The organism is Cupriavidus sp. L7L, from assembly GCF_004353535.1.
Classification (GTDB): Bacteria; Pseudomonadota; Gammaproteobacteria; order Burkholderiales; family Burkholderiaceae; genus Cupriavidus; species Cupriavidus oxalaticus_A.
Window position 1 is genome coordinate 357,264 of the sequence record NZ_SMNY01000003.1, and the last position, 21,739, is coordinate 379,002.

At 61.1% G+C, this 21,739-nt stretch carries 24 protein-coding genes and 1 pseudogene; 17 read left to right on the plus strand and 8 right to left on the minus strand.

Features of this window, described 5'->3' with window-relative positions:
• Window positions 1–29 precede the first annotated feature (29 nt).
• Window positions 30–548 (plus strand): DUF1275 family protein, encoded by a 519-nt coding sequence (locus E1J61_RS03650; RefSeq protein WP_243736756.1) that lies wholly within the window; start codon window positions 30–32, stop codon window positions 546–548.
• Complete coding sequence (locus E1J61_RS03655) at window positions 545–937, plus strand: response regulator transcription factor (RefSeq protein ID WP_133092772.1); 393 nt, start codon at window positions 545–547, stop codon at window positions 935–937. The genes E1J61_RS03650 and E1J61_RS03655 overlap by 4 nt, the downstream gene beginning before the upstream one ends.
• Window positions 938–1,000: 63 nt before the next feature.
• Here the strand turns inward: E1J61_RS03655 and E1J61_RS03660 are convergent, their stop codons facing one another.
• From E1J61_RS03660 to E1J61_RS38075, 4 genes are all read right to left on the minus strand, one after another.
• On the minus strand, window positions 1,001–1,744 hold the full coding sequence (locus tag E1J61_RS03660) for a response regulator transcription factor (RefSeq protein ID WP_133092990.1): 744 nt from the start codon (window positions 1,742–1,744) through the stop codon (window positions 1,001–1,003).
• 171 nt (window positions 1,745–1,915) lie between these two features.
• Entirely contained in the window at window positions 1,916–2,758 is an 843-nt protein-coding gene (locus E1J61_RS03665) for a helix-turn-helix domain-containing protein (protein ID WP_346769565.1), read from the minus strand.
• A gap of 808 nt (window positions 2,759–3,566) precedes the next feature.
• Window positions 3,567–4,223: a glycogen/starch synthase gene (locus E1J61_RS03670; protein ID WP_243736758.1), complete on the minus strand. Its 657-nt coding sequence runs from the start codon at window positions 4,221–4,223 to the stop codon at window positions 3,567–3,569.
• A gap of 316 nt (window positions 4,224–4,539) precedes the next feature.
• Window positions 4,540–4,866 (minus strand): hypothetical protein, encoded by a 327-nt coding sequence (locus tag E1J61_RS38075; protein ID WP_243736759.1) that lies wholly within the window; start codon window positions 4,864–4,866, stop codon window positions 4,540–4,542.
• On the opposite strand from E1J61_RS38075, the gene E1J61_RS03675 reads away from it, so the two are divergent.
• The 5 genes from E1J61_RS03675 to E1J61_RS03695 all read left to right on the plus strand — a co-directional run bounded on the left by E1J61_RS03675 (window position 4,825) and on the right by E1J61_RS03695 (window position 11,338).
• Window positions 4,825–5,073, plus strand: a complete 249-nt coding sequence (locus E1J61_RS03675) for a hypothetical protein (protein WP_371702807.1) — start codon at window positions 4,825–4,827, stop codon at window positions 5,071–5,073. The genes E1J61_RS38075 and E1J61_RS03675 overlap by 42 nt on opposite strands.
• A gap of 56 nt (window positions 5,074–5,129) precedes the next feature.
• Window positions 5,130–6,350, plus strand: a complete 1,221-nt coding sequence (locus E1J61_RS03680) for a DASS family sodium-coupled anion symporter (RefSeq protein WP_133092773.1) — start codon at window positions 5,130–5,132, stop codon at window positions 6,348–6,350.
• A gap of 136 nt (window positions 6,351–6,486) precedes the next feature.
• Entirely contained in the window at window positions 6,487–6,909 is a 423-nt protein-coding gene (locus E1J61_RS03685; protein ID WP_133092774.1) for a DoxX family protein, read from the plus strand.
• 133 nt (window positions 6,910–7,042) lie between these two features.
• Window positions 7,043–9,844: a glucosidase gene (locus E1J61_RS03690; RefSeq protein WP_207951174.1), complete on the plus strand. Its 2,802-nt coding sequence runs from the start codon at window positions 7,043–7,045 to the stop codon at window positions 9,842–9,844.
• A gap of 72 nt (window positions 9,845–9,916) precedes the next feature.
• Window positions 9,917–11,338, plus strand: coding sequence for an alpha-amylase family glycosyl hydrolase (locus E1J61_RS03695; RefSeq protein WP_207951175.1), 1,422 nt, complete (start codon window positions 9,917–9,919; stop codon window positions 11,336–11,338).
• A gap of 64 nt (window positions 11,339–11,402) precedes the next feature.
• On the opposite strand, the gene E1J61_RS38770 is transcribed toward E1J61_RS03695, so the two are convergent.
• Window positions 11,403–11,615, minus strand: coding sequence for a DUF2188 domain-containing protein (locus E1J61_RS38770; RefSeq protein WP_133092776.1), 213 nt, complete (start codon window positions 11,613–11,615; stop codon window positions 11,403–11,405).
• 899 nt (window positions 11,616–12,514) lie between these two features.
• Between E1J61_RS38770 and E1J61_RS03705 the strand changes: the two genes are divergently transcribed.
• From E1J61_RS03705 to E1J61_RS03720, 4 genes are all read left to right on the plus strand, one after another.
• The gene (locus E1J61_RS03705; RefSeq protein ID WP_133092777.1) at window positions 12,515–13,699 is read left to right on the plus strand and encodes a methionine adenosyltransferase; all 1,185 of its coding nucleotides are present in this window, start codon (window positions 12,515–12,517) and stop codon (window positions 13,697–13,699) included.
• A gap of 240 nt (window positions 13,700–13,939) precedes the next feature.
• Complete coding sequence (locus E1J61_RS03710) at window positions 13,940–14,263, plus strand: YHS domain-containing protein (RefSeq protein ID WP_133092778.1); 324 nt, start codon at window positions 13,940–13,942, stop codon at window positions 14,261–14,263.
• Between the two features lie 57 nt (window positions 14,264–14,320).
• Window positions 14,321–14,989, plus strand: coding sequence for an isoprenylcysteine carboxylmethyltransferase family protein (locus tag E1J61_RS03715; protein WP_133092992.1), 669 nt, complete (start codon window positions 14,321–14,323; stop codon window positions 14,987–14,989).
• A 36-nt stretch (window positions 14,990–15,025) separates the two neighbouring features.
• A complete protein-coding gene (locus E1J61_RS03720; RefSeq protein WP_133092779.1) occupies window positions 15,026–15,292 on the plus strand; it encodes a DUF5676 family membrane protein in 267 nt (88 codons plus the stop codon).
• A gap of 153 nt (window positions 15,293–15,445) precedes the next feature.
• On the opposite strand, the gene E1J61_RS03725 is transcribed toward E1J61_RS03720, so the two are convergent.
• On the minus strand, window positions 15,446–16,306 hold the full coding sequence (locus E1J61_RS03725) for an MBL fold metallo-hydrolase (RefSeq protein WP_133092780.1): 861 nt from the start codon (window positions 16,304–16,306) through the stop codon (window positions 15,446–15,448).
• 84 nt (window positions 16,307–16,390) lie between these two features.
• Between E1J61_RS03725 and E1J61_RS03730 the strand changes: the two genes are divergently transcribed.
• From E1J61_RS03730 to E1J61_RS03745, 4 genes are all read left to right on the plus strand, one after another.
• Window positions 16,391–16,729 (plus strand): metalloregulator ArsR/SmtB family transcription factor, encoded by a 339-nt coding sequence (locus tag E1J61_RS03730; protein ID WP_133092781.1) that lies wholly within the window; start codon window positions 16,391–16,393, stop codon window positions 16,727–16,729.
• On the plus strand, window positions 16,723–17,157 hold the full coding sequence (locus tag E1J61_RS03735; protein ID WP_133092782.1) for a YeeE/YedE family protein: 435 nt from the start codon (window positions 16,723–16,725) through the stop codon (window positions 17,155–17,157). The genes E1J61_RS03730 and E1J61_RS03735 overlap by 7 nt, the downstream gene beginning before the upstream one ends.
• A 1-nt stretch (window position 17,158) precedes the next feature.
• Window positions 17,159–17,590, plus strand: coding sequence for a DUF6691 family protein (locus tag E1J61_RS03740; protein ID WP_133092783.1), 432 nt, complete (start codon window positions 17,159–17,161; stop codon window positions 17,588–17,590).
• 236 nt (window positions 17,591–17,826) lie between these two features.
• A complete protein-coding gene (locus E1J61_RS03745) occupies window positions 17,827–18,381 on the plus strand; it encodes a hypothetical protein (protein ID WP_133092784.1) in 555 nt (184 codons plus the stop codon).
• Between the two features lie 67 nt (window positions 18,382–18,448).
• Here E1J61_RS03745 and E1J61_RS03750 read toward each other — a convergent pair.
• Window positions 18,449–18,655: pseudogene (locus tag E1J61_RS03750) on the minus strand (IS4 family transposase); the annotation flags it as partial.
• Between the two features lie 381 nt (window positions 18,656–19,036).
• Between E1J61_RS03750 and E1J61_RS03755 the strand changes: the two are divergent.
• Complete coding sequence (locus E1J61_RS03755; protein WP_133092786.1) at window positions 19,037–19,522, plus strand: lecithin retinol acyltransferase family protein; 486 nt, start codon at window positions 19,037–19,039, stop codon at window positions 19,520–19,522.
• A gap of 95 nt (window positions 19,523–19,617) precedes the next feature.
• Window positions 19,618–21,150 carry a bifunctional aminoglycoside phosphotransferase/ATP-binding protein gene (locus E1J61_RS03760; RefSeq protein WP_133092787.1) on the plus strand — a complete coding sequence of 511 codons (1,533 nt, stop codon included), beginning with the start codon at window positions 19,618–19,620 and terminating at the stop codon, window positions 21,148–21,150.
• 129 nt (window positions 21,151–21,279) lie between these two features.
• Here the strand turns inward: E1J61_RS03760 and E1J61_RS03765 are convergent, their stop codons facing one another.
• A complete protein-coding gene (locus E1J61_RS03765; protein WP_133092788.1) occupies window positions 21,280–21,648 on the minus strand; it encodes a TraR/DksA C4-type zinc finger protein in 369 nt (122 codons plus the stop codon).
• Window positions 21,649–21,739 lie beyond the last annotated feature (91 nt).

Genomic DNA, 21,739 nt, shown 5'->3' on the forward strand with positions numbered 1-21,739 from the left:
GTCAGCGACCAATCTTCGTGGAGACCGCATTGACACCCGCACAGCTTCCCGACACGGGCCGCCGCGCTGATCTTTCGGGACCAGCGTTCGGCTGCATCCTGGCCTTCGTCACAGGCTATGTAGACGTGGTCGGGTTCATTTCGCTATTCGGCCTGTTTGCGGCACACGTGACAGGAAACTTCGTGCTGATCGGCGTCGACATCGCCGGTAATTCGACGGGCCTGCTCGCCAAACTTCTTGCGCTGCCGACCTTTGCCCCTGGCGGTAGCGGCCGCCAGACTGACCGAATCGCGCATCGTGCGGGACAAACAATCGGCACCCTCACTGTTGCTATTCGCCGAAGCCGCAGCGCTGGTTCTTTTCATCATTGCCGGACTCCACGCCTCTCCCATTTCCGATCCGGGTACGCCGGCGGCGGTCGGCGCCGGCATGCTCGCCGTAGTGGCCATGGGTATTCAGAACTCACGGTCCAGGACGTCTTTGTCAGACCTTGGCTCCTTCAGCAGAGCATTGCCGGCGCTCAACGCCTATACAAGGAAGCGGTATGATAGCTCGCCCCACGATTGCAATAGTTGACGACGATGTCGCCGTCCGAAATGCCATGGGGCGGCTGCTGCGTTCCCTAGATTTTGGCGTGCAATTGTTCGGTGGCGGCCAAGAGCTACTGCGGTGCGCTTCGCTGCGTTGCCTGTCCTGCGTGATCACCGACGCGAAAATGCCCGGCATGGACGGCTTCGCTCTGATAGAGGAACTGCGGGCACGCAATCTCGATATGCCCGTCATCTTCATGACTGCGTTTGCGCATGAGGGATTCGCTCAGCGTGCCACTGCAATGAGTGCGACGTGTGTTCTTTACAAGCCATTTCAAGACACGGACATGATCCAATGCCTTGAAAAGGCATTACGTCCCCGCAAAACGGGTTCTCCTTCTCCATGAGTATGTCGTGGGGGGTCGATGAGACCGCCTTACATCACCTTCGCCCTCTGCATAAGGTCTCCCCTACGCCATGGTCGCGCTTCTAAGGTCTTGAGACCGCAGCCGGACGGCGGGCTGCCCGTCAGTCTCAGAGGGAAGGAACACGAGCCCGAGAGTTTGCGCAAGTAGCACCAGATCGGCGAAACTCCGAGCCCTCATCTTTCGCATTGCCTGGCATCGATGAACTTTGACCGTCACCACGCTGATGCACATGGCGACGGCAATTTCCTTGTTTGTCAAGCCTGATGCGGCATGCGCCATCACCTCACACTCACGTGGCGTCAGGGAACGGTAGCGGTCGCGCACTGCAGCCAATCGACGCACGCGCTCGAGTCGCAAACTTTCCTTTTGAATTGCCGCCGTGACGGCATCGAGGAGTTCCTGTTCACGGAGCGGCTTGGAAAGAAAGTGCTCTGCTCCCGCCTTCATCGCGGCAACCGTCATCGGAATGTCCCCGTGGCCGGTCATGAAGATGATAGGAACATGAATACCAAGCTCTGCCATCCGGGCTTGCACATCCAGGCCACTTTGCCCCTTCAGCCGCACATCGAGAACCAGGCAGCAAGGAGCATCCGGGAATGCGAATGCAAAGAGCTCGGCGGCGGAGCCGAGCAGCACGACTTCAATCCCGACTGAACGGAATAGACTACCGAGCGCGTTCCGCACCTGCGAGTCATCATCAACAACAAGGACCACCGCCTCGTCCTGCGGCGCTGATTCAGCGCGCGTCGGTTGTACAGCAATCACGGTAGGGCCTCCACTTGGCATCAACATCAGAAGCGCGAATCGCCCCCAGGCTCCATGCGGGGAGATACGACGCAGCCGACAGCAATGTAGTGCTACACCAGCCCTTTGGCTTGAACGCGTGTGCTCTCTATTGTCTTATTGTGCTCAGCCCAGGCGAGATAGCGGCTGGCAAGCGCTGGCAACTGGACGGACCTAGTCCTGCCGACCACTCCGCCAGTCACCCGGCGACAGACCAAGTTTCCTGGAGAAGCTACGTGTTAGATGGCTCTGGTCCGCAAATCCGCACGATGCAGCAATCCCGGCTATCGACAGGTCCGTGGCGCGCAGCAGTGCCGCAGCCCGCTCGAGGCGACGCTCCAGCAACCATTCGTGTGGTGTTTTTCCAGTACTTTGCCGAAATGCCCGGGAAAAATGACTTCGGGACAATTGACACGCATCAGCGACCTCCGCAATGGACACATTTCCGTCGTCCAGTCGCGCTGCGAGGAACTCTTGCGCCCGCGCGAGTATGCGCGGCGAAAGTCGACCAGTGGAGCGAAGGCGGCCAGGGTTGACACCTCCATAGTGCTCGACCAGGTAGGTGCCAATCGCGTGCCCGAGTTGATCGATAAACAACCTGCTGGCACCGTGCGGCCGCGCGAGCGCAGGTAAGAGCGCCTGGGCGAGATGGGCCAGCACGTCGTCCTCCCGCGCCGCGGCATGTCGAAGTTCAATGCCTGCAGGACAGCCGAGTTCAAGCGCCGTACGCTCCATGAAGGGGCGCGGCAGTTCGATGAGAATGAAATCGAACGTCCCGTACATATCCGCCTTGTAGTCATCCTGGAAGTTCCGCAGATAGATGGAACCTGCCTCGAATGCATGCATGTTCGCCTGATTCGGATGAAAAATGCGTCGACGATGGCCTTCCATCAGTGAGACACCAACCAGGAACCCTCGTGCTGACGCTGGGGTCACTACCTGACTCACCCGTTCAATCACGGAACTTTTGCGGTAGAAATGAAGATCGCCGGCGGCAAGCGCTTGATCGTATCGCAATGCCTCCGACAAGCACCCTAATGAGTCGCGCTGAATGGCCGGCCCGGAAGATTCGTGAGTAGATGTGGAGAGTCGCATGGCCTGGTAGTTATGATCGTCGCGCCAAGCCAAACACGACTGGGCGACCTTGAATTACTAAAAATACCATTGACGCTGGCAGCTCGAAAAGCGCCCGCCTTCGTGCAATCAAACGACTGCTTAGTGAACATCCTATCACCGCCAAACCATATAGCAGGACGCTGCTGCTTTAATGGCTCTCGACGTAGCGCACCGCCCCATGGCCTGTCGCGCTATATCGGTCGCTCGGTCATCTTCAACCAAGATCTGGGACACGCCCTGGGTGAAGCGAAGCGAAAGTGTCACAGGGCCTCGGGACCTGCCAGTGCGCCGAGGCGCTGGAGTAGTCATGCAAGCAGCAGTCACCGGCGAATACTGAAGGACGTCAATCCGCCTGGTGGCGAGGTGATCCGCGGGGCTTCGGCGGCGCGGTTAGATCATCTTGCAGCAGCGCGTTAGCTTGCCGAGGCTCGCTACTGCAGGCTGGTCTGACGAACATTGAGAGATTCTTGCAGGATTGGATGTACGAACCCCATGGGCAGCCCGCCGCAGCATGCCCGAGGCGCCCGCATAACGTGCAAAAGTGGTCCATGGCAAATACCTATCCTTGATAGCTGGATGTTGGTACGTCCAGTATCGAAGGAGCACCCGACTGCCGCCTATCAGAAGACGCTGATTGTAGTGTCAGCGCGGTGGCGCGCCATTTGTCCGGCGCACCCTTGCTCGCGTAGGTACACAACGACAGGCAATGTCAGGGCTGGCTGACAGTACTCGGCATGTCGGTGTCGCGAACAGCGCGCCGTTGTGCCGTCGCAACCGTCGCAGGCGAACCATTGTTGCGCAATGGCAAGGCCTTGGAGTGACGTTCGCAACAGAAACTGACTGCGGGTGCGACAGCCTTCGCCCACCAGCGCCGATACCCAAAAAGCGGAGCCAGCAAGGTGCCGGCGTGATTAGCTTCCGTGTACGGCCTGTCCCAGTGCCGCCCGCGCGGCTGCGTGACAGAGCACGCCAAAGCGCTGCGCGTTGTCGCCCACTCGCAGCCGCTCGAGTCCTGATAAGGCGTCCCCGTCCGGTCATAGAGCGCCGGGCAGTCGACCAGCCATACCGGCAAGCCGGAATCCGGCATCGAACCTGCGATCAGGCGGACTGTGGCCCCAGGCAGCAATTCCCCAAGATCGGCTGCCTGCCGCGGTGCGTCGAGACAAGCCAAGGCTTCAGGATAAGCGGGCATTATCAGGCGCACGTCGATCCCAAGCCGGGCTACTGCCGCCGGGAGCGCGCCGCAGACGTCTGCCAGGCCGCCTGTCTTGGCGAGAGGAACAATCTCCGACGCCACCAGTAACAAGTGCAGGGTGCTTTCGCCGCCGCCGCATGGCGCGGGCACAGCATCGACCATTTCGTCCATACCGGCTCCCCCCTACTTTGCTTGTTCTCTATTCTTTGCGCCGTGACTGCCGAGGAATTGATCGGCGTCAAACCGGAAGGTATTGTTTCCGGTCCGCAGGATGCGCGACTGGTCGAGCGTTCGACGTATGCGCTGCCCTCCTCCTCGACCGGGCAGCGCCGGCCCCTAACCATAAATATAGTTAGCCCTGATCGGCGCATACCTGATTGGCGCTTGCCTGCGCCATCCATGCGGCAAAGCGAGTCTGGCATATCGTCAGGCAGGCACTCCGCACCGTTTCGAGTCGCCTTGTCGACGCCGCCAACCGACCGGAAGTTCAATTGAGCGACATTGTGCGGTGCACATGGGCCGTGCGATGTTGGCATCGGCACGCACCTCGCGCCACGAGCGCGAAAAGAGGCCCTTGCGATTCGTCACGGAATAGCTCGGAATATTGTTTGATGTGGAACAAGAGGGCAGGGTCCATGCGGGCTTCAATAGATTCAAGCTCGCTCGGAGAGAGGCTCGAAGAGCTGGGGCCCGCGAGCCGTGACCTGATCCAGCGCTCCGTGCCGAGGCCGCCAAGCTCATCAAGGAAGGCAAGGGTGCTACCCACTATGGGATCGCCAGCGCGATCGGGCGAATTTGCCAGGCTGTTGTGCATGACACCTGTCTCATCCTCACGGTCGGTGTCGTGCACGCAGAAGTTGAAGGCGTGCCAGAGGTATGTCTGTCGCTGCCGATGGTGGTCAATGGCAGCGGCGCGCGGTTACTGGCCTATCCGGAACTCAACCCCACCGAGCGCGAGGGCCTGCGGCGGAGCGCGCGCATTGTCAAGGAAGCAACGGACAGCGTACTCCTCGACCAGTAGGGACATGGCGCACGCTCCGGACAACCAGTACAACGCCGCGGCACAGGAGGCTCATCATGGCTATCTCACGCCCAAAGGGTTCGCCGCAAGCAAGCTCACCTGCGGCGAACCCGGCTACACCGACAGGGCATCTCAGACATCTCTGGAAATTTCTCGTTCCGGTGGCCATCGGCATCGTCCTCTGGTTCTTGCCGGCGCCGGCAGGCCTCGAGACCAAGGCATGGCACATGTTCGCGGTGTTTGTCGCCACCATCGCCGGCATCATGACTGCACCTCTACCGATGTCGGCGGTAGCCATTATCGGCGCCACGGCGGGCGTGCTGGTTGGCGTCGTGTCCTTCGCCGACGTCACCAAATCCACGGGCACGGACCTCGTCTGGCTGGTGATGCTCGCCTTCTTCATCTCCCGAGGCGTGATCAAGACCGGCCTGGGGCGCCGCATCGCACTCCTGTTCATGCGGCTGTTGAGTAAGCGAACGATCGGACTGGGATATGGACTGGCTCTGACCGAACTCCTTATCTCGCCCGCTATGCCGAGCATCACTGCCCGCGCCGGCGGAGTAATGCTGCCGATTACCCGAGCGATGGCGGAAGTCCTCGGCAGCCATGCCGATGACCCCCAATCGCAAGGCAAGGTGGGAAGTTATCTTATCCTCTGCGCCTTCCACGCGAACATTATCACCGCAGGCATGTTCATCACGGCGATGGCCGGTAATCCGCTTGCAGTCAAGCTGGCCGCGGACCAGGGCGTCTCGATCAGTTGGCTCGACTGGGCGGTGTCAGCATCTGTCCCCGGTTTGCTGTGCCTTGCCATCATTCCAGTCGCCCTTCTGTGGATTGTCCAACCGCAGATTCGCCGAACACCGGATGCGACGGCCTTGGCACAGAGAGAACTCATAGCCATGGGCCCGATTTCCGCCAAAGAAATCATCATGGCGGCAATCTTCCTTGGATTGTTGGTGCTCTGGATTTTCGGCGCGGACTTTGGCATCGGCGCTAGCGCCACGGCACATATCAGCGCCCTCTTTCCCCTCTCCATGGCGCTCATGGTCGCTGCCGGCATCCCGCCATTCACTGCAGCCGTCTCCCTCGGTGTCCTGAGCAACGTCAATGGTTGCCTGACCCAATACGGCATCGGCTCCGGTCCGGTCATGTTCGGCGCTGGCTATGTCACCCAGGGGCAATGGTGGAGGGCTGGCTTCTTGATGAGCCTGATCTATATGGTTGTATGGCTGGTCGTCGGCCCTCTTTGGTGGAAGTTGCTTGGCCAGGTTTAAGAAGTGCAAGAAGTGCTCCGGCAAGGGAAAGCACGCCGGGGCTCATGATGGTCCAGCTCATTGCTGGCAGCAGCATTGCGGACGCCCGGCTGATATGCAACCCCTGTTGCGTGCTGATTTATTTTGGAGAAATGTCATGGCCATGACCACGATGTCGATTGCGTCCACGATCGTTTCAAGAACGTACTCTGTCGGTCGCGCCCTTCTTGGCTCTCTCTTCCTGTTTTCCGGACTCCTCAAGATCGACAGCTTTGCGGCCTATTCTGCGTGGATTGCCAGTGCCGCACTACCGAACCCCGATTTGCTGCTCGTGCTAACCATCGTGATTGAAATTGGTGGTGGACTGACCTTGATTTCAGGCTGGAACGCTCGGTGGGGAGCGCTTCTTCTTGCACTCTTCCTGATACCCACCACGATCATCTTCCACGGCTTCTGGCGCGCCGACCCCGCAGACTTCCTGAATCAGCTTAATCATATCCTGAAGAATGTCTCAATCCTGGGCGGGATGCTGGTGGTATTCGCCATTGAATCATCACGTAGCCAGGCAAGAGTCCCGTAGCAGATGCATGGCGATAGAAGCTTGCGACAGTCCGGACACAGCAGGACGAACGGCGGCAGGCAATGAAACCCGGGGTACGAGGGCTGGGGGGCAGAGCATCGTGCCTGGCTTCGCCGGCTGGAAGGAGAGCGCCATGAGCAACGATGCAGAGCAGGGCCGGCTTGACGCTGCGCAGGCGGGCCGCGCGGCGTGGAAAGAATGGGGGCCCTACCTTAGCGAGCGGCAATGGGGAACGGTGCGCGAGGACTACAGCGAGAACGGCGACGCCTGGAACTACTTTACCCATGACCAGGCCCGATCGCGCGCGTACCGGTGGGGCGAGGACGGCCTCGGTGGCATCAGCGACGACCACCAGGTGTTGTGCTTCGCGCTAGCGCTGTGGAATGGGCGCGATCCAATCCTGAAGGAGCGCGCCTTCGGCTTGGCCAACAGCGAGGGCAATCATGGCGAGGACGTGAAAGAAGCCTATTTCTATCTCGATTCCACGCCGACGCACTCGTACATGAAGTATCTGTACAAGTATCCGCAGAACGCCTATCCATATACCGATCTCGTCGAGACCAACCGCCGCCGCGGGAAGCAAGAGGCCGAGTACGAGTTGCTGGACACCGGCGTGTTCGACGAAAACCGGTACTTTGACGTCTTTGTCGAATACGCGAAGGCGGCGCCCGAGGACGTGCTGGTGCGAATCAGCGTTTTCAACCGCGGTCCGGACGCGGCGCCGCTGCACGTGTTGCCGACACTGTGGTTCCGCAACACATGGTCACACCCCGGGGGCGGATCGAAGCCGATCATCGAGCGCGTCAGTTCCTCTGGGCCAGCGGCGGTCCGCGCCCGTCACAGCGATACGTTGTTTCAGGAATCGCTGGGCGAGTATTACCTCTACTGCGACGCCGACGTGCCGCTGCTCTTCACCGAGAATGAGAGCAACAACACCCGGCTGTTCGGCACGGCCAACACGTCGCCCTACGTGAAGGACGGTATCCATAACTTCATCGTGCACGGCGATGCCGCGGCGGTGAATCCCGCGCAGCAGGGAACCAAGGCAACCCCTCACTATCAGCTGAACATTAGCGGTGGTGCTTCGCATATCGTGCGCTTGCGGCTGACGACCCGGGCGCCAGGCGCGGCATCCGCGCCCTTCAGCGATTTCGACACGGTGTTCGCCGCCCGGCTGGAGGAAGCCGATGCCTTCTACGCGTCGATCACGCCGCCCACCATTCACGGCGACACGGACCGGGTGAGCGTCATGCGCCAGGCGCTCGCCGGCATGCTCTGGACCAAGCAGTACTTCTACTATGACGTTGGCGCCTGGCTCGACGAGCACGGCGCCGGTTCACGGTTGCCAAGAGTGGAGCGCAGACAGGTACGGAATAGCGAATGGGCACATATGTTCAACGACGACATCATCTCAATGCCGGACAAATGGGAGTATCCCTGGTACGCCGCGTGGGACCTGGCATTCCACATAGTTCCGCTGAGCATGGTCGATCCCGACTTCGCCAAGCAACAGCTCGACCTGATGCTCCGAAACGACTATCTGCATCCGAATGGCCAGCTTCCCGCTTACGAATGGAACTTCGGCGATGTCAATCCGCCCGTGCATGCCTGGGCGACGATGCAGCTCTATACCCTCGACAAGGAGCGACGCGGTGGCCGGGGCGACGTCAACTTCCTCAAGTACGCCTTTGCCAAACTGCTGGTCAACTTCACCTGGTGGGTCAACCGCAAGGACCGCACGGGGGCCAATGTCTTCGAGGGCGGCTTTCTTGGGCTCGACAATATCGGCGTGTTTGACCGCTCGTCGCCACTGCCCACAGGCGGGTACCTGGATCAGGCGGACGGTACGGCGTGGATGGTGTTTTTTAGCCAGCAGATGCTGAGCATTGCGGTCGAGCTTGCGTTGCATGAACCGCTCTACGAGGAGTATGTTGAGAAGTTCTTCCAGCACACGGTATTCATTGCCGGCGCGCTGGATAGCGTTGGCGAGCAGAAGGACGAAATGTGGGACGAAGAGGATGGCTACTTCTACGACGTGCTGCGTTTCCCCGACGGCAGCGCAACGCGCCTTAAGGTGCGCTCTATCGTCGGGCTGCTGCCGCTGGCCGCGGTGGCCGTGTTCGAAGAAGACATTCTCGCCAGGCTTCCGAAATTCCGAGAGCGTGCCAGGCTGTTCCTGGGGCGTCACCCCGAGCTAGTCGCCAACATGCACCTGCCCCAACGGCCCGGCGTCGCCAACCGTCGCATGCTGGCAATCGTCGGCGAGCAGAAGCTGCGCCGGATTCTGGCGCGCATGCTGGACGAAAATGAATTCTTCAGCCCCCATGGCATTCGCGCGCTGTCACGTTTCCATTTCGAGCATCCTTATGTCTTCCGCCATGCAGGCCAGGAGTATCGCGTGGCCTATGTGCCCGGCGATTCGAACACCGGCATGTTCGGAGGCAACTCCAACTGGCGCGGGCCGGTGTGGATGCCGATCAACTACCTGCTCTACACGTCGCTGATACGCCTGTATGCCTACTTCGGCGAGGACTTCAAGATTGAGTGCCCGACCGGGTCTGGCCGGATGATGACGCTGCTCGACGTGGCGAAGGAACTGGGCGAACGCCTGAGCCGGCTCTTCCTGCGCGATGGCGACCAAGGCAGGCCCATCCATGGCGCAGCGCGCAAGTTCCGCGACGACCCGCACTGGCGCGACCTGGTGCTGTTCTATGAATATTTCCACGGCGACACCGGCGCCGGGATCGGCGCCAGCCACCAGACCGGCTGGACCGGCTGCGTCGCGCGCATCATCCAGGCAAATTGCGTATTGTCGAAAGACATGCTGCTCACGCCGGGCGCGCAGGTAGCGCTCTTGCGAGCGCTGGGGGCCGCCCACAAGGAATCGGAGCCCCCAACGCCCGGTAGCACTATAGATCCCCAGATGGGAACCTAAGGGAGGACTGCTGTGCTGACGCCTCGCTATCCAGCGCTTTACCAACTCAACACTCGGGTTCGGCTTACCGAAATGTCGCAGTCGCTTGGCCGTGCCGCCACGCTGGACGACATCACCGACACCGAACTGGACCGCCTGGCGGACATGGGCTGCGACTGGCTCTGGTTGTTGAGTGTTTGGCAGACCGGGCTTGCCGCACAGCGCGTCTCGCGCGGCAACGTGGCGTGGCGGCACGAGTTCGAGCAAACGCTGCCCGACCTGTGCGAGGACGATATCGCCGGTTCCGGCTTTGCGATCAAGAGCTACACCGTGCACCACGGTCTCGGCGGTAACGAAGCGCTGGCCCGCCTGCGCGTGCGCGCGCGACAGCGCGGGCTGCGCCTGATGCTCGATTTCGTGCCGAACCACATGGCCCCCGATCACGCGTGGATCGACGAGCAGCCGGACTATTTCGTCCATGGCAGCGAAGAGGACCTGGCGCGTTCACCCCGCAACTATTGCCGCATGAACACGAAGAACGGACCGCTGCTCCTCGCCTACGGCAGAGACCCCTACTTCGATGGCTGGCCCGACACGCTGCAGCTTGACTACGGCAACCCGCAACTGCAGCAAGCGATGATCGCCGAACTGACACGCATCGCCGGCCAGTGCGACGGCGTGCGCTGCGACATGGCCATGCTCGTCTTGCCCGAGGTGTTCGAGCGCACCTGGGGCATCCGAGCCGACTTGTTCTGGCCGAAGGCGATTGGGGCGGTGCGGCGCCAGCATCCCGGCTTCCTGTTCATGGCCGAGGTGTACTGGGATATGGAATGGACGCTTCAGCAGCAGGGCTTCGACTATACCTATGACAAGCGCTTGTACGACCGCCTGCGCGAACAGCGTGCCCGCCCGGTGCGCGAGCACCTCGGTGCGGACATGGCCTACCAGGACAAGCTGGCGCGCTTTCTGGAGAATCACGACGAGCCGCGCGCCGCATCAATCTTTGCACCCGAAGTCTATCCCGCGGCCGCCGTGCTGACATTCCTCTCGCCGGGCCTGCGCTTTTTCCATCAAGGGCAGTTCGCGGGCCGGCGCACACGCATTTCGCCGCATCTGGTCCGCGCCCCGGAGGAGCCGGTCGACGGAGCGCTCGCGCAGTTCTATGCCCGGCTGCTTGCCGTGCTGCGCCAACCGGTGCTTCGGGAGGGCAATTGGTCCTTACTGGAATGCATTCCCACCTGGGCCGAAAACAAGTCCGCCGACAATTTCATTGCATTCCGCTGGGTCGGGACTTCTCACGAGTGGATGTTCGTCGCCGTAAACTACTCGCCGCAGCAAAGCCAGTGCTTCATGCAAACGCCCTTCCCGGAACTGGGGGACCGGACCATACGACTTGAGGACCGGCTCAGCTCGGCTGTCTATGACCGACAGGGCGCTGACCTGCGCGCCCGTGGTCTCTTTCTGGACCTGCCTCCCTGGGGCTATCATGTTTTTGCTATAAAAGGAATTGATTAACAGGTTCAGGTTCACCAGGCGCTCCGAGAAGGCTAAGCCGGGTAGGCAGCGGCTAGTTCAGCACCTAGCTGGCGCGTTCATTGAAGGAACGCCTCAGCCGCAGTCTGCCGTCAAGTCCATAGACAACCAGTTCGGCTCGCTCGAGCTCAGCGATACCTATCCCCGCTTCTATAGCTTCATTCAGCGAAACGCAGAACTCGTACACGTCGGGCCTATCCTCGGCGCGGACGCACCAGCCAAGATGGGCTGGCATCACACAAATATTCATCGATGACATGGTTACCCCCTCAAAGACCGCTTATCGCGCGAGAAGGGAAAGACTTCATGGCGATCGCGGCTTTTGGTCCAATTCATCGTTGGTGAACCGAGACCGTTTCACACTCGGAAGCGCAACGGGTCCAGAAGGCAAGCTAATTTTCCATGCACGAAGTAAATTCTCAAAATTTATCTGAGCACGCGCTTGATGTAATGGAAGCGGCAACTTCACGGATAATTCGAGCGCTTTCTCTGTCAACTTGTAGCGAGTATGATTCCGGCGAACGATTTTCATGGTGGAACTGCGGCAAATCAGGCCCTCCTTAAGCAGATGATTCTTGGCCCTGGTGAACTCATCACCCGTCAACGCATTCATGGCTACTACCTGCGATCGGCTCAGTGCTTCTTCACCCCGCAAGGTAGCGAGCAGGATATTGCAGCATTCAATTGTCGCTCGCTTCGGTTTCATAGGTCTGAGAAGTTCAATCTGCGTCCTACACTTCCATAGCGTAGTCATCGGACATGAAGTCGAGTTGCTGTAGGTCAAAGAACGCCGTACTGGCCGTGCTGTATCCGCGCCCGCGCGGCGGCGATGTCGGCCAGTTACCCGTGGCAGGTTGCGGCGGACCATAACGCTGTGCCTTCGCGAAATCGGCAAGGAAAGGGAGCCAAACCCCGATTGAGAACTAGCTAGCCGGGGGCAAGGCGTGAAGAAAGCCGCATCTCTGCGCCGCTAGCGGAATCGTTGATGAAACACCTCATCAGCCGCTTGCCCAGAGGGCAACAGATGCGATGGTCGATTCAGCGGTGCGCACTCCCTGCTGCAAACACGAATGGATCTGCCTGGCGGTTAGGCTCGACCCCAACTTTACCTGGCGCCACTACATAGAATGGTTGCAGGGTGACTGAAAGGGGTTCGAGATGCCTACTATGGAGAACATTTCGATTTCCATCTCGAGTCGGCCGTCGTGGCGAGGCGAGCCGACGGAAATGTGCGAGCACAAGGGCATCGGCCATCCCGATAGCCTATGCGATGGGGCTGTCGAAGCTGCGGCCCGCGCCTTGTGCCGCGCCTACCTCGAAGCCTATGGAGCAGTCCAGCACTTCAATCTGGACAAGGCCCTACTCATTGGTGGCATAAGCGCGCCAAGGTTCGGCGGTGGCAAAGTGCTGCGCCTAACGCGGTTGATAGTTTCCGGCCCTGTTACCGAACTCCCGTCGGCCAAGGCCGAGCTAATTGTCGAGCAGGCCATTCGCGAGTACCTGGCAATGTCCTTGGGCGGTATTGGCAATGACATCGGCATCGAGCCCATCCTCCGCCCCTCAGCCCCGAACCTTCGGCGTGTGGCCAATGCAGCGTCTCTTCCGCTGTCCAATGACACATCCTTTGGCGTCGGCTATGCGCCACACTCATCACTTGAGAGAGCGGTGCTCCTGGTTGCCGACCTTCTGCGCTCACGTTCCGGCAGGGGAATGTTTGAGGCGGCTGGCCTCGATTACAAGGTGATGGGGAGTCGGCTGGGTGAGCATCACCGTCTCACGCTTGCCCTGGCGTTTGTCGACCGATACGTCCAGGGCGTCGACGACTACTTCATCCTCAAGGGGCGAATTGGGTCGTATCTGGCCGAGCACATCGGCGCTGAATGTGAGATTGCAATCAATACCCTCGATCGCAGGGATGCCTGCGACGAAAGCGGGATTTACCTGACGGTCACGGGCTTAAGCGCTGAGCATGGTGATGACGGCCAGGTTGGCCGCGGTAACCGGGTCAATGGCCTGATTACTCCCTATCGGCCAATGTCGCTGGAGGCCGCAGCTGGCAAGAACCCGGCGTCACATGTCGGCAAACTATACAACGTGCTCGCCCATCGACTAGCCACTCGTATTCAGGCAAGCGTGGATGGCGCGGATGAAGTCACCGTCCGGCTCCTCTCCGGTATTGGACGCCCCATCAACCAGCCACAACTGGTTGCCATTGATATCGTGGCCGAGCGCGGCCTGTCGAGCGCTCAGGCGCAACAAGTTCGTGAACTGGTGTCGCAACAGCTGGCGGAGCTTCCTGCCTTGGTCAATGAGCTGGTCAATGGCTCGGTAGCGGTTTTCTAGGCCCGGAATATTGGGAAGCCGAGCAACCTCGGCGCCGGCATCAGCGGGCCGAGCGGCTTCCGCAGCCTTCAGTGCCTGCATATGTGGCGTTCGACATCCATTAGCAGAACTGCTACCCCCGCTCGCCCCACCACCCATGAATGCTTGATCCAAATCAAGAAGCAAGTCGACTGGTCGCCCAGAATGAAAATGTAATTTATGCGCGTTAGGTTCTCCTAGTCGCCCCGAGGAGAGGATGGAATGCTGGGGCATTACGGCGTCACCGGCGCCGAGGCAGCTCCAACTGCCACCGCGGGTCCAGCCGCCCGCCAGCAGATCGTGCGCGAACCAGTCTGTGGCATGGAGATTTCGCCTCACAAGGCCGCTGCCAGCACGGAAGTCGACCAGAAGCGATATTGGTTCTGCTCCCCACGCTGTGAGCAGGCTTTCCTTGCCAACCCGGCGAAATATATTCTTCACGCCGTTGGTAGGCCTAGCTCGGCTGATTCCTCTAGCAGTCCTGGCCGCCCACCGGGCGTCGCTCCTATCCCCGCGGCGACGCCTCTTCATGCACGGTGGTCATAGACACGGACACGGACCGGATGGCTCCACAAAGGACACGAAACCCGAAGGAGAGCAATGATGCAACCCGAAACACAATCCAGCTACGGCCTCTGGTCTCTGGTCATTATCAACTCCGCTGTCTTCATCATCTTCGCCTTCAGCTTTACCAGGCCGAAGACCCAGCGCGACTGGCGCTCGTTTGGCGCGTTCTCAGCATTCGTTGTGGCGCTCTTTACGGAGATGTATGGAATTCCGCTGACCATCTATCTCCTGCTGCCGTGGCTTGCGGCGAGGTTCCCGGGAATCGACTTTCTCTCTCATGATGCCGGTCATCTTCCCGAGATGATTTTCGGCTGGAGCGGCAACCCGCACCTGGGGCCATTTCACATCGCTAGCGACATCTTGATTTTTGGCGGATTCATCATGCTGTCTTCCGCTTGGCGCATTCTGTACCTGGCCCAGCAGCAGCACCGCCTGGCGACCACAGGCCTCTATGCGCGCATGAGGCATCCCCAGTATGTCGCTTTCGTCCTGATTATGTTCGGCTTTCTCCTGCAATGGCCGACGATAGTCACCCTGGTGATGTTCCCCATCCTGGTCTGGATGTATGTTCGACTGGCTAAGTCAGAGGAGCAGGACGCATTGGCCGAGTTCGGGCAGGCTTATGAGGAATATCGTCAAAAAACACCAGCGTTCATTCCACACATGTCAGGCCGAGATGTTCCTCAGGCGCGTCGTCCTCATTGAATTCAACCGTAATTTTCCTTGCACCCGGAGGCTGTCATGAAGCCCTTCACGACTGGTGTGACGCTATCCGCCACGGTCGTGCTGTTCTACGTTCTATGCACGCTCGTTTGGATGGTTCTTCCTGAGCCCTTCATGAATTTCATGAATGCGCTCTTTCACGGCCTCGATTTCCGGCGCCTTCGGACCGGCGAACCGGTTTCCTGGTGGTCCATCATCTATCCAGCCTTTGTGTTTGCAGTGTGGTTCTTTGCTGCCGGCGCTTTCTTTGCATGGTTACACAACAGCCTTCAAGGAGAGACCTGACAGCTCTTTCCGAGCTCGTTTCACGTCCGGGCCGGCGGCCAGCTGCGAAGTAGGGGGTGCCGTCGAGTTTTCTTGGTCCGGAAAATTCAAAGCACCATTGGAGGGCGCAACTCTCATCCGCCACGAATCGGTCAGGTCGGTCACTAAGCTGGCTCAGAGGACGTTAAGCGGGATTTTCAGATAGCGAACGCCATTGGCATCGGGCGGCGGCAACTTCCCGGCTCGGATATTGACTTGCACCGACGGCAGAAGCAGCGTCGGCATCGCCAGCGTCGCGTCGCGCGCCTGGCGCATGGCCACGAACTGTTCCTCGTTCACGCCGTCATGCACCTGGATGTTGCCTTCACGCTGAGCGCGCACCGTCGTCTCCCATGCGGGCCCCCGCCCATCGGGCGGATAGTCGTGGCACATGAACAGCCGTGTGTTGCCCGGCAGGTCCAGCAGCTTGCGGATGGAGCGATACAAGTCGTGCGCGTCGCCGCCCGGGAAATCGCAGCGAGCCGTGCCGACGTCCGGCATGAACAGCGTATCGCCGACAAAGACCGCGTCCCCAATCTGGTAAGCCATGTCGGCGGGTGTATGCCCTGGCACGTGAATCGCCCTGCCGGTGAGGCCGCCGATGGCAAACGTCGCACCGTCGTGAAACAGGTGGTCGAACTGCGATCCGTCGAGCTGGAACTCAGGCTCCAGGTTGAAGAGCTTCTTGAAGACCCCCTGTACGTTGCGGATGTTTTGGCCTATTGCTATCTGGCCACCTAGGTGTTTCTTCAAATATGGCGCGGCAGACAAATGGTCGGCATGCGCGTGCGTCTCGAGAATCCACTCGACTCGCAGCTCATTCGCGCGCACAAACGCAACGACCTTATCGGCACTTGCCGTCGACGTCCGCCCCGCCTTCGGGTCGTAGTCCAGCACCGAGTCGATGATGGCGCACTCGGGGTGCCCCTCCTGAAAGACCACGTACGTCACAGTCCAGGTCGCCGGGTCGAAGAACGGCTGGATAGTCGGGTGCATGCTCGCCTCCTTAAATGCAGTACACTCTATTCACATACATTATATTCTTCAATATACTATACATAGGCAAAGTGTGGACAACCTATGGATCAGCTTCACTCCGTCATCGACCTCGCCACCATGCAAGCTGCTGCGGCGAACGCCTGTTCCCTGCTCAAGGTACTAGCCAATCCAGACCGCCTGATGCTGATGTGCCGCCTGTCCCAAGGCGAGCTATCTGTCGGTGAACTGGAGGAGCAGCTCGGCATCAGGCAGCCGACGCTGTCTCAACAGCTCGGCGTGTTGCGCGAGAACAACCTGGTGGCGACGCGCCGTGACGGCAAGAACATCTTCTATTCGGTGGCGAGCACCCAGGCGCTTGCCGTCATGGCGGTCCTTTATGAACAGTTCTGTGCCAACCCCAATCAGGAGGCGACATGCTGATTGACCTCGCTAATTTCACGCCCGGCCCGTCACTGGTCGGCGGGCTCATCATCGGTGTGGCAGCCGCCGTGCTGCTGCTGTTCAACGGTCGCATTGCCGGCATCAGCGGCATCTTTGGCGGCCTGCTCAGCCTGCCTCGAAAGGACATGGCCTGGCGCCTGGCCTTCCTTGCCGGCCTGGCTGGCGCTCCTGTCATTGCGAGCCTGCTCGGCAAGCCGGCCGTTGCGGATATCCAGGCAAGCTGGGGCGAAATCCTGGTCGCCGGCTTCATGGTAGGCCTTGGCACTCGCTACGCCAGCGGCTGCACCAGCGGTCATGGCGTGTGCGGCATCTCGCGCGGTTCCATCCGCTCGCTGGTCGCCACCCTGACCTTCATGATGGCGGGATTTCTGACCGTCTTCGTGCAACGGCACTTGATTGGAGGCTGATATGACCGCCATTACTGCACTCCTGGCAGGCCTGCTATTCGGCATTGGCCTGATGATCTCCGGCATGGCCAACCCGGCCAAGGTGCTGGATTTTCTTGACCTTGCAGGAACGTGGGACCCCTCCCTCGCTTTTGTGATGATCGGTGCCATCGCCATTGGCTCGCTCGCCGTCCTCATCGCCAAGCACCGCAATCGCTCCTTCCTTGGGCTGCCTGTGCAACTGCCGGCCAGCACGACCCTGACGCTTCGGCTGGTACTGGGAAGCGCCGCCTTCGGTGTCGGCTGGGGTCTGGCCGGCTTCTGTCCTGGCCCCGCGCTAGTGGCCCTAGGCGCGGGCTATCCGAAGGCCGTCGGCTTTGTGGCGGCCATGGCGGCTGGCATGGCCGTCTTCGAACTCGTCGAGCGGACGAAATCGAGCATGCAGCGCGTCTAAGCACAGCACGCGTGGTGAATTCATTGGCAGCAGCATGGCTGCTGGCACATCCGAGCACCGCTGCAGATGGCATCAGAAAAAGGTCTGCGCCGATTGCTCCGGCGCGCAGACCGGCACATCGAAGGGACTGAACATCCCGTGCACCAAACGCTTCGTTGATCCCAATCAAATCAAATCCATGACTGCCGCATAGCTTAGAGAAGGAATTGTCATGTTTTCATAGGAGGATTTTCATCATGTCCAATATTCATCGCCTCTCTACCCTGATCACTGCGGCCATTGCGCTCGCTTGGGCGACAACAGCTTTCCCGGCGTCGCCGGCTACCGGCACGGAGCATGAGCATCCCGAAAATCGGCAAGATAAGCCTCCGGTCGTAGCCCCAGGAGTGTCCAGTGACGCAAGGCTGGATGCCCAGGTTGCCCACCTGCGTGCCATCAGGGAGCGGCTTTCGCGGGCCAAAACGCCGGAAGAGCGCCAGGCCCTCTTGGTTGAACGCCATCAGGTCATGCAGGATGCAATGGCCATCATGCAACAGGACATGATGAAAATGGGCGGCCCTGGTCGTATGGCTGCCGGCAAAGGAGCCGCCAAGGGAAACGCCCCATCAAATCAAATGCAGATGTGCCGGGATATGGCAGGTAGTCACATGGCGCTCATGCAGGAAATGATGCAGACGATGGCCAGCGACCAGGGCATGGGTCCGGGCATGGGTCCGGGCATGGGTCCGGGCATGGGTCCGGGGAGGGGTCCGGGGAGGGGAATGGGTGGAATGATGTCGCCAGGCGGCTAATGGGTCTAGCCGTAAGGGGGGGGCAACCTGGCCGCCGTCACTGACTTGTTCAGCCGCCAGGTTGCAGGCTTTCCTTGGGCTCGCCGCGCTTGCCGAATTTGTCCCACTTCTCGCGGGTCCACATTACATGCGCCCAGCACGCAAAGTGGCTCGCGCTGCGGCTTGGCGCGTAGGTCGGGTGCAAGTACATGCCACGCTGAGCTTCATAGCTCAGTGGTCCTGAACCGATAGCGGCTTGCCCGTTGAAATCGAGCTCCATCGTGTCCTGAAGGCAAAATCACCGCCGAAGTCAGCACCGGTCGGCAAAAGCCCAGCGCAGGGTGGCTGCTCCTCCTCTGCACAACGGCTGGGGATCTTGGGCTATTCCGCCGCGCGCATGTCAGATTCCGCTGACAGCGCGGTGCGCACGACGTACAAGCGCCCTCCTGATACACGCACAAGGCGCATGGCACCAAGCCGACACGTTTTTCGGATCCGGCTGATTTCGGCATCGCCGGGCGGCAACGATACTGCAGGCATACACGAAGGCAGACGGTTGCCGGAAATCGGCAGCAAGACAGGTCAGCGCGTCAGTGTTGCTTGCCGGCAGGAGCGAGAATCCGGGCCCAACGCGGCAGGAGCGACCAGCGCAACAAGGGCGACAAGGAGAAAGGCGATGAGCGACGATCTCCCCATCGGACATGCACCGCGCATTACGGCAATCGCGGCGGACATTCCACTTGGCGCACACCTGAAGACGGACCGCCGTGGCTATGTCCATCACGGCATCTATGTCGGCAACGGCGAGGTGGTGCACTATGTCGGATTCAAAAGCTTCCTGCGTTGCGGCCCGGTGGAAAAGACGTCCCTCGCCGGCTTTGCCGACGGCCACGGCTTTCGCGTCGAGCCGGCCACGCAAGCCAGGTACATCGAGGCGGAGATCGTACGGCGCGCGACTGCGCGGCTCGGGGAGGACGATTACCGCATTCTCACCAACAACTGCGAGCACTTCTGCAGGTGGTGCCTGTCTGGCGAGAGCCGCAGCGAGCAGGTGGAGGCGCTGCTGAGTCACCCGTGGCGCGCGCTGCAGGCTATCGCGGGCGTACTTTGTAGCGCGGCAGGTATCCTGGGTCAGGATCTGGCCGCACGCGTGACAGCCTAGGGCGCAGCGGGGCGAACGGGTAGTCACGGTTTGCATTGCCGCGGCTGCAATGAGAAGCAAGGCACAACAGCGCAAGGGAGCAGGCGGCAAGGGACATGGAGAGTCAATGGGACGACGCGGCATTGACGGCCGCCTTGCAGAAGTCGGACGCCTATCCCCATCTGGCGCCGGCAGTGCAGGTCATCGAGACGCATATCTCGCGTGTCTTTCTGGCCGGGGACTTTGCCTACAAGATACGCAAGCCGGTGCGGTTCGACTTTGTCGACTTCTCCACCGCGCAGGCACGCCGCGACGACTGTGAAACCGAGTTCCGCCTGAATCGCCGGTTCGCACCCGACCTGTACCTGGATGTGGTGCCAATCGTGCCGGCCCCCGCGCCCGGCTCGGTGCGCATCGGCGGCAGCGGCATTCCGATCGAACATGCGCTCCGGATGCGGCGCTTCGACCAACAGGACCTGCTGAGCGCAAGAATCGCTGCAAACCGGCTGGAGCCGACCCATATCGATGCGCTGGCGCGCAGCATTGCTGCCTTTCACCGGGCGCAGCCCCCGGCAGCCTATTCCGATGGCTTTGGCACGCCGGCCCGCATCGACGCGACACTCGCGGAGTGCCTGCGCGGCATCGGACGAATCGTGCAGGCGACGCACCTGGCCAGCCGCGTGGCCCAGCGGGCGCGCAGCGAGGCCATCCGGCTAGCCGGCGCGTTCCGGGCACGCCTGTGCCACGGCCATGTGCGCGAGTGCCATGGCGACCTGCATCTGGGCAACATCGTCCTGATGAACGGCGTGCCGACGCCATTCGACTGCCTGGAGTTCGACGCCGCGCTGCGCTGGACCGACACCATCAGCGATCTGGCCTTCCCTGTCATGGACCTGCTGCACCACGGCCGACCGGCGCTGGCTTACCGGCTGCTCAACGGCTACCTGGAACAATCGGAAGACTACGGCGCGCTGGCCGTGTTGCCCTTCTATCTCGCCATGCGGGCCCTGGTGCGCGCCCGCGTGCTGCTGGAGCACGCCAGCCAGCAGCACGCGGCAGGCGCGTCCATGGCACCGGCTCAGTCCGAGGCAGGCAGGCTGCTGGCGCTGGCATGGCAGTGCCTCAACCGCCGTCGCGGGTCGATGGTGCTGATGCATGGCCTGTCCGGCAGCGGCAAGTCCACGGTGGCAGGGCAGATGAGCGAGGCCGCAGCGATGGTACGCGTGCGCTCCGACGCCATACGCAAGGGCTTGCACCGCGGCGTTGCGCCGGCGAGTGGTTGGTATGCCTCCAGCGAAACGGCGCGGACCTACCGACGCCTGCTCGCCGTCTGCCGGCTCGGCTGCCGTGCCGGTTTCCCGATGATTGCCGACGCCACCTTTCTGGTCCGCGCCGAGCGCGAGCGCTTTGCGGCCCAGGCCCTCCGCCTTGGTGTCCCCTTCGCCATCGTCACCTGCGAAGCCACCCCTGAGACGCTGCGCGCCCGCATCGCCGCCCGTGCCCGGGCAGGCGGGGACCCGTCGGATGCCGACGACCGCGTGCTGGCGTGGCAGATGCGTGTCCAGGAGCCGTTGACCGAAGGCGAGCTTGCCTGCGTCGCCTCGCCGGGCAGCCTTGTAAGCCTCGCCGCAACCGGGCTGAGGCGGTGATCGACGCCAACGTCGCGTTGTGCGCCGGCCTCGCCTTTACCGCCGCGACTCAATCCGCTATGGCCTGGCGCTGAAACGCGCGGGCCGCGGGGCGCTCAGTTGCACCCGGCGGCCTGCCGCCGGCATCTGTCAACGGTCTGCATAAAGCTGCTCGTGCCGGCGCTGACATGCCGTACAGCGCTTCGCGGTCGGATATGCTTGCAGGCGCGAGAACGGGATCGGCTGCTGGCAATCGATGCAGGTGCCATATTGGCCGTGCTGCATCCGCGTCCGCGCGGCGGAGATGTCGGCCAACTGCATGCGGTAATGGTCCAGCATCGCATCGTCCTGCCGCTGGTTGATTTCGTCGTCGGCAAGGTCCCCCTCGTCCCGCGCCTCTCGCTGTGCCATTGGCGTCATCGGCGTGTCGGCGGAGCCGACAGCCGCTCGGATGCTCGCTTCTTCCGCATCAAGCTGCGCCACCAGTGAAGCGGATTGCTGTGCTGTAAGATTGGTCATGAGGGACTTCCTTCCCCCGCTGGCGCTTGGAGTACTTCCGGATGCCGGCTGCCAGGCATTCTGCAGCGGGAATGCGATTGGATGGGGTGTA

Coding starts and splice junctions, on each gene's coding strand:
- E1J61_RS03740 (WP_133092783.1), top strand. CDS start 17,159: ATGACCGCCATTACTGCACTCCTGGCAGGCCTGCTATTCGGCATTGGC.
- E1J61_RS03745 (WP_133092784.1), top strand. CDS start 17,827: ATGTCCAATATTCATCGCCTCTCTACCCTGATCACTGCGGCCATTGCG.
- E1J61_RS38075 (WP_243736759.1), bottom strand. CDS start 4,866: ATGCACAACAGCCTGGCAAATTCGCCCGATCGCGCTGGCGATCCCATA.
- E1J61_RS03660 (WP_133092990.1), bottom strand. CDS start 1,744: ATGCCAAGTGGAGGCCCTACCGTGATTGCTGTACAACCGACGCGCGCT.
- E1J61_RS03670 (WP_243736758.1), bottom strand. CDS start 4,223: ATGGACGAAATGGTCGATGCTGTGCCCGCGCCATGCGGCGGCGGCGAA.
- E1J61_RS03690 (WP_207951174.1), top strand. CDS start 7,043: ATGAGCAACGATGCAGAGCAGGGCCGGCTTGACGCTGCGCAGGCGGGC.
- E1J61_RS03695 (WP_207951175.1), top strand. CDS start 9,917: ATGTCGCAGTCGCTTGGCCGTGCCGCCACGCTGGACGACATCACCGAC.
- E1J61_RS03680 (WP_133092773.1), top strand. CDS start 5,130: ATGGCTATCTCACGCCCAAAGGGTTCGCCGCAAGCAAGCTCACCTGCG.
- E1J61_RS03725 (WP_133092780.1), bottom strand. CDS start 16,306: ATGCACCCGACTATCCAGCCGTTCTTCGACCCGGCGACCTGGACTGTG.
- E1J61_RS38770 (WP_133092776.1), bottom strand. CDS start 11,615: ATGTCATCGATGAATATTTGTGTGATGCCAGCCCATCTTGGCTGGTGC.
- E1J61_RS03705 (WP_133092777.1), top strand. CDS start 12,515: ATGCCTACTATGGAGAACATTTCGATTTCCATCTCGAGTCGGCCGTCG.
- E1J61_RS03685 (WP_133092774.1), top strand. CDS start 6,487: ATGGCCATGACCACGATGTCGATTGCGTCCACGATCGTTTCAAGAACG.
- E1J61_RS03735 (WP_133092782.1), top strand. CDS start 16,723: ATGCTGATTGACCTCGCTAATTTCACGCCCGGCCCGTCACTGGTCGGC.
- E1J61_RS03760 (WP_133092787.1), top strand. CDS start 19,618: ATGGAGAGTCAATGGGACGACGCGGCATTGACGGCCGCCTTGCAGAAG.
- E1J61_RS03715 (WP_133092992.1), top strand. CDS start 14,321: ATGCAACCCGAAACACAATCCAGCTACGGCCTCTGGTCTCTGGTCATT.
- E1J61_RS03655 (WP_133092772.1), top strand. CDS start 545: ATGATAGCTCGCCCCACGATTGCAATAGTTGACGACGATGTCGCCGTC.
- E1J61_RS03730 (WP_133092781.1), top strand. CDS start 16,391: ATGGATCAGCTTCACTCCGTCATCGACCTCGCCACCATGCAAGCTGCT.
- E1J61_RS03755 (WP_133092786.1), top strand. CDS start 19,037: ATGAGCGACGATCTCCCCATCGGACATGCACCGCGCATTACGGCAATC.
- E1J61_RS03720 (WP_133092779.1), top strand. CDS start 15,026: ATGAAGCCCTTCACGACTGGTGTGACGCTATCCGCCACGGTCGTGCTG.
- E1J61_RS03765 (WP_133092788.1), bottom strand. CDS start 21,648: ATGACCAATCTTACAGCACAGCAATCCGCTTCACTGGTGGCGCAGCTT.
- E1J61_RS03710 (WP_133092778.1), top strand. CDS start 13,940: ATGCTGGGGCATTACGGCGTCACCGGCGCCGAGGCAGCTCCAACTGCC.